Genomic DNA, 16,442 nt, shown 5'->3' on the forward strand with positions numbered 1-16,442 from the left:
CATTTAAATTGTCCAAAACAAAAACATTTCTAGAACTTCTGAACATGGTATCACCTCCAATAAGTTTTGGGTACAATATAATAATACTACAAAAGTAAATCAACACCAAGTGTGGGGGTGATGCCCTTTTTAGAAATAGCTTATAATCAATATTCTGTAAATTGAATTTACACTATTAATCTAATTAATTTTGAGGGGGGATAAGTATGAAAAAACTCATTTATTTTATAATGTTGATAGGATTTGCTTCAATTATCTTTTATGGATGCTTAAATAGTAAAGAAATATTGGCGAATAATAATTTTGAAATTGATTATTCAGAAAATTGGGCTGTAGAGAATGTTGAAGGTGTTCCCGGGGAAATTTTAAAACTTGGAATAATTGGATCCATTAAAACCTTAACTCCATTTGCAACTATTACAGAGAACGAAAGCAAATTAATTAACTTGTTTTTAGATTCGTTAATGTATATTTCAAATGATGGTATACATAGTAAATCTGGATTGGCTAAATCTGTAAATGCAGAAGTAACTGAAGATGGTAGTACAATGTATACTTTTGAACTTGGAGATAATATAAAGTGGTCTGATGGAGAACCACTAACCATAGATGATGTAATATGGACCTTTAAAAATATATGGTTTAATCCTTTATATAGTAAATATGTAGGAATTGAAGATCAAAACGGTGACCTACCCAAAATCGTTAAAATTAATGACAATACTATTCGATTTATTTATAATTCAAAATATAGACTTGGATATGAACGAATAGCATCTGCTAAAATTCTACCAAAACATATTTTAGAAAATTATGTTAATGATAGTGATTTTGAAAATGTTTGGAATTTAGATAACTTGAATTCTGAATTGTTTGTGGGGTCTGGTCCTTTTATACCAAAAAGGTATTTACCAGATGAAGAAATAGTTTTTGAAAAAAATCCTAATTATTATAGGAAAGATAAAAATGGAAATTCTCTACCATATTTAAATCAGATAATTTATAAAATAGCTAATGATGAGGATGAAATGAAAAACTTTTTTATTAATGGTGAGATAGATATTTATGAGTTTTTGCCAAGTGACTATGAAAGTATTAAAAATTTGTCTGAAGAAAAAAACTGGGAAATCATAGAAGGGAAACCTTTGTATGGGACACAATTTATAGCTTTTAATTTTAATGCCAAAGATGCTATCAAAAGACAATGGTTTAGAAATAAGTACTTTAGACGTGCAATTTCCAGAATATTAGACAGAGATAAAATAATTCAAAATGTATATTATAATCATGGAACAGCATTATATGGTCCTTTATCACCTTCATCATTTTTTTATAATTCTAAAGTTGAAAATTTAAATCTTGATTATTCTGTGGATGGGGCAATTTCTGAACTTGATAAAGGCGGATTTAAATTAGAAAATGGCATTTTGTACGATTCAAATGGTAATCAAGTAACATTTAATTTAATAACAAATATCAATAACACTATAAGATTAGAAATCGGTAACATTCTAAAAGAAGACTTAAAGAAAATTGGAATAGAGATTACATTTACACAAATTGAATTCAATGATTTAGTTTCTAAATTAGTTGGTACAGGTGATTGGGAAAGTGTTATTATAGGTTTTACAGGTTCAGTAGATCCAGCATCAAGTTGGAATGTATGGAGGACAGATGGAGGGTTACACTTCTGGAATTTTTCACCAGAAATAAGACCAGATATGTTCGATGATGAATTAAGAGCAGATTATGTAGTGCCTGAATATGAGAAAAGAATTGATGAAATCATGAGATTGCAAGTCGAAACTTATGGAGAAGAACTTGAAAATTTATTTAATGAATTTCAACTATTGGTAAGTGATAATCAAATTTTGGTTTATACTGCATCTCCAAATTATCTTGCTGCATATAATAAAAATATTCATGTATATAATATTGATTCTCCTACACAAGTGGCAGGTATTTTGTGGAAAATTTGGAATATATGGAAAGAACATTAATTTGGTTAGAGGCATTATATATGAAAAAAATATTTATTCTTTTCATTATTTTATTGTTTATGTTTTCATGCACAAAAATAAATAGATTACCTCTTGTAAAAACTAATGTAATATTTGAAATTGATTTATCTGATTTGCGTTTTGAAAATGAAAATATTAATTATGTAAAAATTAAACTATATAATTCATTTAATAATTATGAAAAAGATTTAAATTATTTAAATAATAAAGCTACAGGAAATTATAATAATATTGAAGTTGGTACATATAATTTAATCTTAAAAGCTTATTATAAAAATAATAATGAAAAGAAGTTACTTGCTATTGGTTATAGAAAAAATATTTTTATAGCAGATAATAAAACTAATGTTATAAATACGCTGGATACTTTAAAAACTATATATTTTGACAAGGATTCTATTATAGATTTAACAATTGGGGAACCAGACACATTAGATCCACATCAAGCATACGATACAGCAAGTGGAGAAGTTATTTATAAGGATTAACTGGAAAATCATGGTCAGAATTAGTAAATCCTGAAACAAAAGAACCAGTAAATGATGAAGCAAAACAGATATTATTAGATTTCTATGAAAAATATATAAATTCAAAAGTTGAAGTAGATGGAGATTACGTAGTATTCCATTTAGCAGCACCAAAAGTATATTTCTTAAACATCATAGCTCAGGGTTCATCATGGGGAGCAATATTAGACAGTAAAGCAGCAATGGGATTAGGATTATGGGACGGAAAAGCAGACGGATGGTGGAAATTCCATGATTGGAAAAAAGAAGATTCACCATTATATACAAAAGAAATAGGTTCAGGGCCATATGAATTAGTAGAATGGAACAGAGCAGAACAGAAAGTAACATTAAAAGCATTCACAGAATACTGGAGAGGTCTAGCAAAAGTTGAAAACGTAGTTATCTGGGGAGTAGATAAATGGTCAACAAAAAAAGCATTATTAGAAAAAGGTGAAGCTGATATAATATATGTTCCGTATGAACACATACCAGAAATACAAAACGATTTAGATTTAAAGATAATCAATAATTTATCAACACTTTCTATCACTGCTATGGCTTTTAATTGGAATATATCACAAGATAGTCCCTATATTGGAAGCGGAAAATTAGATGGAAATGGTATACCAGTAGATTTCTTTTCAGATAAAAATGTAATATTAGGATTTATTTATTCTTTTAAATATTCTAAACTAATAGATTCTGTTCTTGGTGGAAACGGTAAAATTATTCCTACCTGTTTACCTCAAGGTGTTTTAGGATATTCTGATACTCTTCATAAACCTGCATATTATTATAATACTGCAATCAGATATTTCAAGGACGCATTTAATGGAGATTTATGGGAAAGGGGTTTTAAAATTACAATTTTATATAATGTTAATAATTTTTCAAGGCAGAAAGTTGCTGAGATATTAGCTGAATCATTAAAAAATATTAATTCTAAATTTGAAATTAAAGTGAAAGAAGTTGATTGGCCAACATTTTTAGATGCAAGAAATAATGGTAAAATGCCTTTATATGTCTTAGGTTGGTTGGCAGATTATCCGGATCCAAACAATTTTATTTATACATTTTATCATAGTAATGGTACATATGGTTACTATTATGGTGAAAAATATACGCAATTTGCAAACAAATCTCAGGCATTTTTTGACGGAAAATCTTTAAATGAAATAATTATTGATGCAACAGAAGAATCAACCATAAATTTTAGAGAAGATATATATATAAAAATTCAAAAGTTTGTTATTAGTGAAGGAATAAATGTTCCATTATACCAACCACTAAAAAATAAGGTTTTTAGAGAATGGTTAAAAGGTTTTGAATTCAATCCTATAGTTCCAGGAGATGACTTTTATAAGTATGAAAAAATAGAATAAAAAATGCGGTGAACGTCGTATTTTTTATTGTTTATTTAATGATTTTTTGAAATATTGGATAGTTTGAATGTACTTGTTCTATTAAAAAATGAGCTTTTGCGAAGGCAAAAGCTCATAAAATATTATTTATAAATTCAACTATAAAATAAATTAAATAGAGTTTTTTCCGGATTTGTTGTATATATAATAATCTTTTTTTCTTCTGGAAAATGATTGAATTTTCTCGAATGTTTTTTAAGCTTCTTGATATCAATATCAAGTGATTTTTTATATTCTATTATTAATGTATTATCATATATTTCAATATTTTTAGCTCCTTTTTGATATGTTATAATTCTTAGTTTTGTATATTTTAATAAATTTTCAAGTTCAATTGGGATTTTTCCAAATCTATCTTCTATATCTTTTTTTATATTTTCTATGTTGTCTATTTTATTTTCATTGGCGATTTCTCTATATATACGCATTCTTTCAATGGGATTAGAGATATATTTTTCAGGTATGATAATAGGCATTTTTATACCTTTTATTTCCAGATCAATTTTCTCAGATACTTGTTGTTTTATATCTTTAGAATAGTATTCAGCTATTGTTTTGTTCAATATTTCTTTATACATATTTAATCCAATATTATTTATATGTCCTTTTTGTTCTATCCCAAGTAAATCGCCAAATCCTCTAATTTCCAAATCATGTAAAGCTAGTTTAAATCCGCTTCCCGGACCTGAAATATTTTTTATTGATTCTAATCTTTTCATGGTTTCTGTTTTTAGATTATTTTTATATAGAAAATATGCAAAAGCTCTTTTATTACTTCTTCCCACGCGACCTCTCAATTGATATAATTGAGAAATTCCATATTTTTCAGCATCATCAACAATTAATGTATTTGCATTTGGTATATCAATTCCATTTTCTACAATTGTTGTGGATATTAATACATCTATTTCACCTTCATAAAACATTTTTATTATTTTTGATAGATATCTTTTAGGCATTCTACCATGAGCAGCAATAATTTTAGCTTCTGGAACTATTTCTCTTAAGGAATTTTCTACATTTTCTATATCGTTAATTCTATTGTGTATATATAGAACCTGTCCTCCTCTGGCTTTTTCTCGCAATATTGCTGTTCTTATAATTTTTTTGGAATATTTGAATACAAAAGTTTCTACAGGAATCCTCCCAAAAGGTGGAGTTGAAATTATTGATAAATCTCTTAATCCAGTTAATGAGAAGTATAAGGTTCTTGGTATAGGTGTTGCACTCATTGTTAAAACATTTATTCCGTGAGATAATTCTTTTAGTTTTTCTTTTTGAAATACTCCAAATCGTTGTTCTTCATCAATCACTAAAAGTCCAAGTTTTTTAAATTGTATTTTTTTATTTAATAAAGCATGTGTTCCTATTATTACATCAATTTTTCCTGAATTTATATTATCTATAATTTTTTCCTTTTCTTTTAAAGTTTTAAAGCGATCTATTAGCTCTATGTTTATACCAATTTCTTCAAATCTCTCTTTTATATTATTATAATATTGTTGAGCCAATATTGTGGTTGGAACAAGGATGGCAGCTTGATAACCAGAACTTACGCATCGGACAACAGCGCGCAATGCAACTTCTGTTTTCCCAAAACCGGCATCACCCGCAATTAACCTATCCATAGGTTTTGTTGAAGATAAATCAGCTAATGTTTCTTCTATAGCTTTTTCCTGATCAATTGTTTCAATATATTCAAATGTTTTTTTGAATTGTTCTTCAATATCTTCATCACCCTTTAATGATATACCGGTAGTATATTCTCTTAATGCATACAATTTTACCAGTTCTTTTATTTTTTGCCTAATATTATCTTCGACTTTTTTCTTTCTTTTTTGCCATGAAGACGATCCAATTTTATCAATTTTAACTAAATCTTTGTCTCCTATATATTTAGTAATTTTGTCTATTCTCTCTACAGGTAAAAATACTTTTGCATTATTTGCATATTCTAATTTTATTAATTCTTTTTCTCCAGAAGTTGTTTTAACTTTTTCTAATCCTTTATATATACCTATTCCATAATTTTCATGAACTATTAAATCATTGATTTTCAAATCTTCCCAATCTAAAATAGGTAAGGATTCGTTTTTTTTGTGTGCTATTTTTTTTATAATAAAGTTATGCTTATCAATTTCTATAGACTTATATTTTAAATTTATAATGTTTTCTAAATTTTTTCCACTGTATTCTTTATATATGATTTTATAAAAATCTGAAGATATAAATTCTAAATTTTCTCTTTCTCTTTCATAAAAAGACTTAATACTTTCTTTTTCATTTATAATAAATATATCTGTTTTTTTTAGATCAATATAATCAAGTACTGTATTTTTTTCTTCATATAATAGACCGGGTATAGTTTCAAATTTCTCAATTTCAATTGGAATATCTTTATGATGATATTTTTCTTTTAATTTTTCTATATTTTTATAAAAATTTTTTTCGAATTTATATATAAACTCAGTGCCAGGAATAAATATAAAGTTTTTAAGATTATTAATACTTTTCTGAGAATTAATATCAAATTGAGTTATCCTTGTAATTTCATTATCAAATAATTCTATTCTAATTGGATTGTTATATATAGGAATAAATATATCTTTTACAAAGCCTTTGTGTGAATACTCGCCAAATTCGTATACATTCCAGACTTTATCATATCCATATAAAAAGGGATTAATACTGAAATCATCATTGAGTGAAAAATTAAAAATATTTTCTTTAAAAATATTTTTTGGTATAGTATATCTTGATAATGCATGAAATGTTGTAAAGATTGTCAATTCTTTTTGATTTAAAATATTATATAAAGTATTTATCCTTGAAGCATTTATTTTTTTTGATATTTTTATAGATTCAAATGGGAAAACATCGTAATTTGGATATAGAAAAATATTTTCTTCTAAAAAGTTTTCTAAATTCCATGTTTCTGGGAAAATTAATATTTTATATTTCTTTTTTGATTTTTTGATTATCTCGTTTATTATTTGAACCACCTCACATATAAAAAACGGACTTTCGTCCGTTAAATTCTTATATCCAATGAATGTCCTCTATATTCATCTACAATTAAACGCTTCTTTTCGGCATTCTCTTTTTTAGACTCCTGTCTCTGTTTATATTCTTGAGATGTGCCTTTATTATCTGCATTAATATTTTTAGATTCTGATTTTTCATCGGTGTTTTTTACCTGAGACTTAGCTTCTTCATTCTTTTTTATGTGTTCTTCCAGATTAGTTGTACGCGCTGCTAAAAGTGCGTTGTTTAAATTCTGTATATTATTTGAAATATCAACATTTGTAATGTATGAAATGCTCAGGTTGATAGGGTCAGGCATGTTAATCACCGCCTAATTTTTTCTTTAATTTGCTGATAATTGAAGTATGAATTTGGGAAACTCGAGATTCCGAAATATCTAAAACTTTACCAATTTCTTTAAAGGTCAATTCTTTTTCATAATACAAAGATAGTATAAGCTGCTCTCTTTCATTTAGACTCAATATAGCTTTTTTGAGTTCATTTTTTAAAATATCTTTATAAGCTAAAATCTCCGGGTCATTTTCATCAATATCAGATTCAACATTTATTTCATTATTTGTTAATAAAAAAGAATCTAAACTCAATATATGGCTTCTATGCAATTCAGCCTTTAATTTTTTTACATCTTTTTCTGAAATCTGAAGAATATTTGCCAGTTCATCATCACTTATATAATCGTCTATATTTTGTTCAGCTAAAATTTCTTCCATTTTTTTTATTTTATGTCTTAACTCTTTTGGAAGCCAGTCAATTTTTCTTAAATAGTCGAGCATAGCTCCCCTTATTCTTTTTATAGCAAATGAATAAAAAGATACCCCTTTTTTTGGATTATACTTATCTAAAGATTGAAGTAGTCCTATAATCCCTTCCTGTATTAAATCATCAAGTTCTACATTTTTTGGAAGGGTGGATAATAAATTTAAAGCTATATATTTTATTTTAGGCAAGAAATTTTTTATTATGTCATCTCTATTTATATTTTTCATTATTTATTAATCACTGCCTTTATAGTTGTATTTAAAATTATGATTACAGCAATACTTATTATAGAGCGTAAAATAGAAGTTATAAAAAAATTTTTTGATATTACTAAATTTATAAATAGAAAAATAAAGAATAATACAGCGTAAAATTTTAATTCAAAATTTGAAAATTTCAACTTTTTCACCACCACCCACCTTTTTAACCATAACTTCACCAGTATCAAGATTAAACTCTATACTTCTCGCTCTGTTTCCTCCAGTATCTTCTGCTATAATTTTGATTCTTTCTTTTTTTAGTTGTTCTTTTACAGCAATAACATTTTTTTGACCCACATCCATTGATGAACCTTTAAACATAGCAGCTCCACCAAATATTTTTGCAGTATAATTAGAACCACCCAACTTTTTTAATTCTTCCAGTAATAAAGGTATTCCAAGATCAGCATATTTTCCCGGTTTAGTTACGTTTGAACCAGGAGACTTTGGTAGCATTACATGAATTAATCCACCAATTTTTTTATTTTTATCCCAGATGCAAACGCCAACGCATGAACCCAAGCCTAAAGTAACTAAAATATCTGGACTTTTTGAAGAAAAGTATTCTCCAATTCCTATTATTTTTTTCATTGTTTAACCCCCATAAAACACTTTTTTTACATAATCAAACAATTTATTTCTGTTTTCTTCATTCATGAGAAAAATAATTTTACCTTTAATGACCTTTTCCCAATCTTCAACACTTATTTCTGTTTCTGTTAATATAACTTCATCTTCAAACGTAATGCTCATTACAATAGATTCAGCAATTAAAGATGCAAATGTATCTACAGCAACCTGAGGGGGGGTAACCTGAATATTTATTTTTAAAAATTGAGAAATAGCACTTACATAAGAGCCAAACATTATATTGCCTAATTCTCCGATCATTGAAGATGACATTTCATCCAATTCTGTAATATTTTGTATTTCTAAACCTACACTTTCTTTTATTAATCTTTTTACAGAATCTTTTTCAATCAAGAATACCAGAGATGAATTTAATTCACCTTCCATTTTTACATAAGAACACGCATATATCTCATCAGGTTCTTCCATATTTAAAAAAATATCTGACAATTTTATTACATCTAAATTTGGTACTGAAATATCAACCTTTTTATTTAACATCATCGATAATGAGCTAACAGCATTTCCCATTCCTATATTGGTAATTTCACTGAAAGCAGACATAAAAAAATCAAAATTTTCATTGTTCATCAGGTTGCACCTCCAGATTTTTTTTATTTTCAAAAAAGTTTTTTCCACTGATGTGTTTTAAATAATGACCAAATAAACCTGTTGGATCCTGTAATATTTTTATTTCATATATAAATTTACTTAAATTAAAAAATTCCTGTCTTATTTTAACAATAGTGCCGTGAAATATTATATTAAAATTTATTATGGATAGTTTAATACTGTGATTTTGTTTTATTTCATTTAGATATTCATTTAATAAAACAATACCAAGAAAATTTTCATTTAAATCCCATAATAATCCTTTAAATTTATCTTCAATTAAAACAGGAATGGCAATGTAATGTCTCTCATTTATACGTTTGTTTTTAATTTTAAATGCACTTGTCAAATTTAATAATAAAAGAATTTCATTATTCCCAAAATTTACAATATCTTTTATTTGAAAATTAGCCTGATAATAAGCGCCTTCAAATATAGATTCTAATATGACTTCATCACCGATTTTGAAGTTATATTTTGGAGATATTAATTCAATTTCTTTTCCTTTAAATGTTTTTATTTTTGCTTTTAAAACATCATCTTTTGCATATATTCTAATGGAATTTCCTGGGAAAAAAACCAGAAAAATTCTTTTAATAAAACTTTTTTTATCCATAATTTCACCTATTATAAAAACCAAAAAGTAAAAGCAGTTTTTTTAATAAATTATCATTTTTACGGTTATTAGATAATTTGTCATTCTCTATTTTTTCAGCAATATTCATTAAGTCATTAGCAACATTAGAAGAAGGTTTAAAACTTGATATAGGAGTTTGTGATTTAACGCTATCATGAACAATATGATCAAAACTTATATAAAAAACATGTCTTATATCTTTAAATAGATATTCTTTTATCGTTTTTCTCAAAACCTGTTCAGCTGTATTTGCTTCAGATTTTTTTCTTATCATATTTATAACAACATCAACAATGCCATCTACTTCCAGAATAGATAAAGCCTTAACTACAGTATATGCATTAACTATAGCTGTAGGTTCTGGAGTGGTAACTAAAAGTATATTATCTGCAGCGATATAAAAGGGTTTTAAATTCTCATTATATCCTGCACTAACATCAATTATTACATAATCATGTTCTTTTGCAATATTAAAAAATTCTTCAATGGCTTTTCGTGTAAAATTTTTTTGAAAAGATATCCAATCTTTAATATCCATTCCTGTACTTAATAATTTTATACCATAAGGAGTTTTTATGATACATTCGTCAAGGGTTAATCTTTTATCAAAATAATCTTTAATACTAACAGATGGAGATACACCTAATAATATAGAAGCATTGGCAAATCCAGCATCTGTATCAAAAATTAAGACTTTTTTATTCATTTTTGCAAGATTTACAGCGGTATTAACCGCAATTATAGATTTTCCGACACCACCTTTTCCTCCAGTTACTAATATTATTTTAGTTTGATTTTTAGAAAATGTTTTTCTAAGGTTTTCTGCCTGATCTTTTATAATACTCATAATGTCAACTCCTCATAAAAGAGGTTAAATAACTTTTGAAAGTTTGGAAATTCAATATCATTTGGAACATTTTGCCCAGTTGTAACATAACTAATTGGCAAATTTGTTTCTTTAATTAAAGAAGGTATCTGTCCATATGATGAAGTTTCATCTAATTTTGTAATTATTAAATGTGTAGGTTTACAAATGGCAAATTTATTATATACATCAACCATATCTCGCAAACGCATATTAGCTGAAATAACCAGAAATATATAATTTGGTTTTATAGAATCAATATACATTTTTAATTCACCTATTTGAATATCATCTTTATGACTTCTTCCTGCTGTATCTATTAACAATATATCATAATTTTTTAAAGATTCAACAGTTGTCTTTAATTCAGTAGGAGTATAACATATAGATGCTGGAATATCCATAATTTCTGCATAAGTCTTTAATTGTTCAGTTGCTGCAATTCTATATAAATCTATTGTGGCAATTGCAACACTTTTATTACTATTCAATTTATTTAAAGCAGCAATTTTAGCTAATGTAGTGGTTTTACCTACTCCTGTAGGACCTATAAGCATTATTGTTCCATAAACATTTGGAACATCTACTTTGAAATTGTTTTTTAATGTTTCAAATAATAAGTTTTTAAATTTTTCATCTGATTTCCAGTTTTCTTTGTTTAATTCGTTTGGAATGTTATTTATTATATCTTCTATAAGTTTGTCAGATAAATCCTGTTTTTTTAGTGATTCAATTAATTCGGATATAAAAGGATTTATACCATTCAAAATAACTCTTTTAGAAAGTTTTTCTATTAGGTTTTTTATTTCGGTTAATTCATTTTGAGAACTTTTTTGATTTTTCGACATATTATTTGATATAGTATTTTTTATATTCTCATTTTTATCAAATATTTTTTTATTAAATGATTTTTGATTATAAAATTGATCAGGGATTCTATTATACGTTACTTTTCTATAATTTAAATTTTCAAATTTATCTTTTTCATAAAAATTTTTTGCATCATTGTCAATTAATTTTGAAACTTCTCTTTGCTGTTCAATTAACTTTAAAATTTCATTTTTCGCGGTTATTTCCAGTTTATCATTACCTGGCGCATAAGAGTTTTCTTCAAATAACTCTTTCTTTTTGGCTCTATTAATTCTTTCGTCAAGTCTTTTGTTTCTTTCAACCATTTCTTTGATTTCGTTAATTTTTCCTTGAGAATTATTAGAAAAACCTGCTCCAGAGGGTCTCTGGCTATTCTTTATTATTGTTTCCACATTATCTTCTAAAACAGCTGTAACTTCTATATATTTTTTTCCACCGAGTCCAAGGAAACCACCTTTATTAATTCGTTTGGTATCTAAAATATAAGCGTTTTCACCTAATTCATTTCGGATTTTTTCCATTGCTTCAGGAATAGTATTAACAATGTATTTTTTTATTTTCATAAACTCACCTCTAAACGTTTATCTAAATGCTTATATTACCGTCTGCGGAAATGGGGATTTCCTGAATTATTTCATTATATGAAATAACATTTACATTTGGAATATTTGACACTAACCATCTTGCAAAATAAAATCTTAAAGGAGAGCTACATAATATAACAGGATTATACCCTTTCATCATTTGTGATTCTAACATTTGGCTTATATTATCAATAAGTGTTTGAGATAATTGTGGAGATAAAGCCAATGTATAGTTTCCTCCATACTCAATTGTGTAATTGTTTAATGTATTTTCTGTATTTTTATCTAGTATAAGAAGATGCAATACACCATCATTTGATTTTACACTTTCACATATTTGTCGCCCCAAGGCACTTCTAACTCCTTCAACAAGCGAAACGATATCTTTAATTTCATTGCTTCCTAATTCCATTAATTTCTCAAATATAACAGGTAAGTTTCTTATTGATATTCTTTCATATAAAAGTTCTTTTAAGACATTTCTAATTTCAAATGTTTTAAATACCATAGGAGTCAGCTCTTCCACCAATGAAGGATCTTTAATTCTTAATCCTTCTATGAGCATTTCAGTTTCTTTAGAACCAAGTATTTCATGAGCGTATTTTTTAATTATTTCTGATAAATGCGTTGCAAAAACACTTGGTGAATCAACAACTGTATATCCAAGATTAACAGCATTTTCTTTTTGATTTTCATCAATCCAGTATGCATCAAGATTAAAAGAAGGCTCTTTTGTATGTATTCCAGGAATTTCTTCAGTAGCCATTCCAGAATTAATAGCTAACAATTTTTCTGGAAATAATTCAAATCTCCCAACTTCAACACCTTTTAATTTTATTATATATTCATTAGCACTTAATAATACGCTATCTCTTACTCTGATTGGACTTATTACAATACCAAGCTCATAGGCTATTTGCTTTCTAACCATTGTAATTCTTTCAAGCAAATCTCCACCCTGGGATGGATCTGCTAATGGAATAAGTCCATAACCAATGTCTATTTCTAAAACATCACTCTGTATTATTTCTGAAACTTCTTCAGCAGATGTTAAAGGTGGTCCTGAGACAGAACTTTGTGTACCTTCAGTTGTTTCAGAAGGAGCTGTCTCAAAACTATCTTTTGGACCAGCTGCAGGTACAACTTTTTGTAAATAACCTTTTGTTGATAGATAAGCTAAAACCAACATTCCCCCGCCCAATAATAAAGCAGGCATTACGGGTAATGGTGTAATAAGTCCTAAAGTTAGAATAACTCCACCAGTCATATATAATACACGTTTTTCAGAAGAAAGTTCTTTTAATAAATCTTTACCAAGATTTTCTTTTGAAGCAGCTCTTGACACAACTATACCAGTTGCAGTTGAAATTAATAAAGCGGGTATTTGAGCTACTAATCCATCACCTACAGTAAAAAGCGTATATAATTGAGCAGCTTCACCTATATTCAATCCCTGTTGTAAAACACCTATAATCAAACCACCTAAAATATTTATAATTGTAATTATAATACCGGCAATAGCATCTCCACGAACAAATTTAGAGGCACCGTCCATTGCACCATAAAAGTCTGCTTCACGTCTAATATCCTCACGTTTTTTTCTTGCTTCTTCTTCAGTGATAATACCAGCGCTTAAATCAGCATCTATACTCATTTGTTTTCCAGGTAATGCATCAAGCGTAAATCTTGCTGCAACTTCAGCGATTCTTTCTGCACCACGTGTAATAACAACAAATTGTATAATAACTAAAATTAAGAATATAACAATACCAACTACATAATTTCCTCCAACGACAAAATCCCCAAATGCCCTGATTACTTTCCCCTGAAAATTTTTCCCCTGTAACAATATTAACCTTGTAGACGATACGTTTAATGATAATCTGAATAATGTCGTAACTAATAATAGTGTTGGAAAAGCGGAGATTTCAAGAGCATTTTTAATATACATGGTAACAAGCAACAAAACAATAGCTAATGATATATTAGCCATTTGAAGAAAATCTAAAAGAAAAGGAGGAATTGGAATAACCATTAATATTACAACACTAACAATTAATAAAGGAACTATAATATCCAATTGTTTAAAAAATCTATTTAAAGCTTCTCCCATTTAATCACCTCGTTGGTTTCAAAACAGAAGCTATTATTTTTGCAATAATTTCATACATATCTTCTGGTATTTCATCATTTATTTCAACTCTTTCATATAATTGTCTCGCAACTGGAGGATTTCTAATAATTGGAACATGATTATCTCTCGCAATTTCTTTGATTCTAAGTGCCAGTTCATCATGTCCTTTTGCCACAACTATTGGAACGTTAGTTTCACTTTCTTCATATTTGACGGCAACAGCGTAATGAGTTGGATTTGTAACAACTACAGTGGCTTTTGGCACTTCTTTCATCATATTTTTATTAATGATCTGTCTTAACATTCTCATTCTTGCGGATTTAACCATAGGATCTCCTTCTATATCTTTCATTTCCTGTTTTACTTCTTGTTTTGTCATTTTTAAATTCTTTTTATATTCTCTCTTCTGATACCAGAAATCAAATATTCCTAATAAGAACATTAATAATCCTAATTTAAAAAATATTTCTATGATTAGAGCATATAAAAAAGAAATTGCTGATTCTATGTTAGAATATGGTAAAGAAATAATATTTTCCCATTTTCCTTTAACAACACTGTAAGAAATATAACCAACTAAAAATAACTTTATTAAAGATTTTAAGAGTTCAAACAAAGTTTTCATAGAAAAAATTCGTTGAAAACCCTTTATTGGATTTAATTTTCCAAGATCAAATTTCATAGCTTTTGGGGCAAATAAAAATTTAGTCTGTATCATTCCTAAAATAAGACTGATAATAGCAGATGAAAATAAAAATAATGAAATAATTATAAATAAGTTTTTTTGTTGAATTAACAAATTCATCAAAGCATTTTCATCTAAAAAACTTGTGTCAAGATTTAAATATCTATTAAAAGAACTTTTTAAATCAATAAATAAATATTTTGAAAGGACATAAAATACTGTAGCTACACCTAAAAAGGAAAAAGCTGTAAGTAGTTCCTTTGAAACAGGAACGTTGCCTTCTTCTCTTGCCTGTTGCAATCGCCTGGGTGTAGGCTCTTCTGTTTTGCTCGGATCAGCAAAAAGCTGAATATTTATTTTAAATTTAGTTATTTTAAAATAAGTGTCATTATAGAATTTATCCATTTTATAATCTCCGACATATTAATACTGAATATTTCTGTCCACACTCCTATAATACTTAATAGAATAAGAGAACCTATTAATATATTTATGGGAAGTCCAACTATAAAAACATTTATTTGTGGAATCATTCTTGAAACAATACCTAAACTAATATTTACACTTAACATAAATGCGCTCATTGGAATTGCAAGTTGAGCTCCTATTTCAAAAATTTTTCCAAATGTAGAAATAATTTCAGGAAAAAATTTAACATCCATAGAAAAAATTAATGGGATAACCTGAAATGAGTTTATTATTACCTGAAACAACAAGACATGCATTTTAAATGATAAAAATGCAAATACGCCTATTAAAAAAGATAATTGCCCTATAATAGGAGATTCTTCTCCGCTTATTGGGTCGAATATTCCGGCCATTGCAAATCCCATTTGAAATGCAAAAAATTGCCCTGCAAATTGAATAGCAGCAATTGGAATGTATGATATTAAACCTATTAAAATTCCAAGAAAAAAATTAATTAGCATTATTGTAAATAAATAAATCAAAGACATATCTGGTATAGTTAGACTTATCAGAGGTAAAGTAATCCAAGATATAAACAATGATGAAAAAAGTCTTAAATAAAACGGAATAGCTCTTGAGCCGATGATCGGTGCTGAAACGCTTAAGCCTATGATTCTAAAAAAAATAATAGCCCAAACCCAGAATTTTGTTTCTAAGAACACAACTATATCCATATTAAATCATTCCAAAAAATGTTGTTAATATTTGATAGGTAAAATCCATTAGTTTTTGTGCAATCCATCCAAATAATAATCCTACAACCAGAAATGTAATAATAATTTTTGGAGCAAATGTTAGTGTTTGCTCATTGATTGAAGTAATAGTTTGAAAAATACTTATAATTAATCCAACACCTAAGCTTACCAGCAGTATTGGTGAAATAATTGTTAAAAATACAGTAATTCCATCTCTAAAAACATCTATAAAAACCTCTAATGTCAA

Annotated in this window: 15 protein-coding genes; 3 read left to right on the forward strand and 12 right to left on the reverse strand. The window is 27.3% G+C overall.

Features of this window, described 5'->3' with window-relative positions:
- Positions 1 to 206 precede the first annotated feature (206 nt).
- From X274_RS01260 to X274_RS11745, 3 genes are all read left to right on the forward strand, one after another.
- Positions 207 to 2,000 (forward strand): ABC transporter substrate-binding protein, encoded by a 1,794-nt coding sequence (locus X274_RS01260; protein ID WP_047264991.1) that lies wholly within the window; start codon positions 207 to 209, stop codon positions 1,998 to 2,000.
- Between the two features lie 20 nt (positions 2,001 to 2,020).
- Positions 2,021 to 2,509 (forward strand): hypothetical protein, encoded by a 489-nt coding sequence (locus X274_RS12225; RefSeq protein WP_231580363.1) that lies wholly within the window; start codon positions 2,021 to 2,023, stop codon positions 2,507 to 2,509.
- 68 nt (positions 2,510 to 2,577) lie between these two features.
- Positions 2,578 to 3,912 (forward strand): ABC transporter substrate-binding protein, encoded by a 1,335-nt coding sequence (locus tag X274_RS11745; RefSeq protein WP_231580364.1) that lies wholly within the window; start codon positions 2,578 to 2,580, stop codon positions 3,910 to 3,912.
- Positions 3,913 to 4,046: 134 nt separating this feature from the next.
- On the opposite strand, the gene mfd is transcribed toward X274_RS11745, so the two are convergent.
- From mfd to fliQ, 12 genes are all read right to left on the reverse strand, one after another.
- Positions 4,047 to 6,953 (reverse strand): transcription-repair coupling factor, encoded by a 2,907-nt coding sequence (gene mfd / locus X274_RS01270; protein WP_047264992.1) that lies wholly within the window; start codon positions 6,951 to 6,953, stop codon positions 4,047 to 4,049.
- Positions 6,954 to 6,982: 29 nt separating this feature from the next.
- Complete coding sequence (locus tag X274_RS01275) at positions 6,983 to 7,294, reverse strand: hypothetical protein (RefSeq protein ID WP_047264993.1); 312 nt, start codon at positions 7,292 to 7,294, stop codon at positions 6,983 to 6,985.
- A gap of 1 nt (position 7,295) precedes the next feature.
- Complete coding sequence (locus X274_RS01280; RefSeq protein WP_047264994.1) at positions 7,296 to 7,982, reverse strand: sigma-70 family RNA polymerase sigma factor; 687 nt, start codon at positions 7,980 to 7,982, stop codon at positions 7,296 to 7,298.
- Between the two features lie 153 nt (positions 7,983 to 8,135).
- Positions 8,136 to 8,606 (reverse strand): chemoreceptor glutamine deamidase/glutamate methylesterase CheD, encoded by a 471-nt coding sequence (gene cheD, locus X274_RS01285; RefSeq protein ID WP_047264995.1) that lies wholly within the window; start codon positions 8,604 to 8,606, stop codon positions 8,136 to 8,138.
- Positions 8,607 to 8,609: 3 nt separating this feature from the next.
- Entirely contained in the window at positions 8,610 to 9,236 is a 627-nt protein-coding gene (locus X274_RS01290; protein WP_047264996.1) for a chemotaxis protein CheC, read from the reverse strand.
- Positions 9,226 to 9,873, reverse strand: coding sequence for a hypothetical protein (locus X274_RS01295; protein WP_047264997.1), 648 nt, complete (start codon positions 9,871 to 9,873; stop codon positions 9,226 to 9,228). Before X274_RS01295 ends, X274_RS01290 begins: the two co-directional genes overlap by 11 nt.
- A 4-nt stretch (positions 9,874 to 9,877) precedes the next feature.
- A complete protein-coding gene (locus tag X274_RS01300; protein WP_052913114.1) occupies positions 9,878 to 10,741 on the reverse strand; it encodes a MinD/ParA family ATP-binding protein in 864 nt (287 codons plus the stop codon).
- Positions 10,738 to 12,192 (reverse strand): flagellar biosynthesis protein FlhF, encoded by a 1,455-nt coding sequence (gene flhF / locus X274_RS11380; RefSeq protein WP_052913115.1) that lies wholly within the window; start codon positions 12,190 to 12,192, stop codon positions 10,738 to 10,740. Before flhF ends, X274_RS01300 begins: the two co-directional genes overlap by 4 nt.
- A gap of 22 nt (positions 12,193 to 12,214) precedes the next feature.
- A complete protein-coding gene (flhA, locus tag X274_RS01310; RefSeq protein WP_047264998.1) occupies positions 12,215 to 14,326 on the reverse strand; it encodes a flagellar biosynthesis protein FlhA in 2,112 nt (703 codons plus the stop codon).
- Between the two features lie 4 nt (positions 14,327 to 14,330).
- The gene (gene flhB, locus X274_RS01315) at positions 14,331 to 15,437 is read right to left on the reverse strand and encodes a flagellar biosynthesis protein FlhB (RefSeq protein WP_047264999.1); all 1,107 of its coding nucleotides are present in this window, start codon (positions 15,435 to 15,437) and stop codon (positions 14,331 to 14,333) included.
- A complete protein-coding gene (gene fliR / locus X274_RS01320; protein WP_047265000.1) occupies positions 15,401 to 16,174 on the reverse strand; it encodes a flagellar biosynthetic protein FliR in 774 nt (257 codons plus the stop codon). Before fliR ends, flhB begins: the two co-directional genes overlap by 37 nt.
- Before the next feature lies 1 nt (position 16,175).
- Positions 16,176 to 16,442: a flagellar biosynthesis protein FliQ gene (gene fliQ, locus X274_RS01325; protein ID WP_047265001.1), complete on the reverse strand. Its 267-nt coding sequence runs from the start codon at positions 16,440 to 16,442 to the stop codon at positions 16,176 to 16,178.

Origin of the sequence: Marinitoga sp. 1155, assembly GCF_001021175.1 — a bacterium.
Lineage (GTDB): Bacteria > Thermotogota > Thermotogae > Petrotogales > Petrotogaceae > Marinitoga.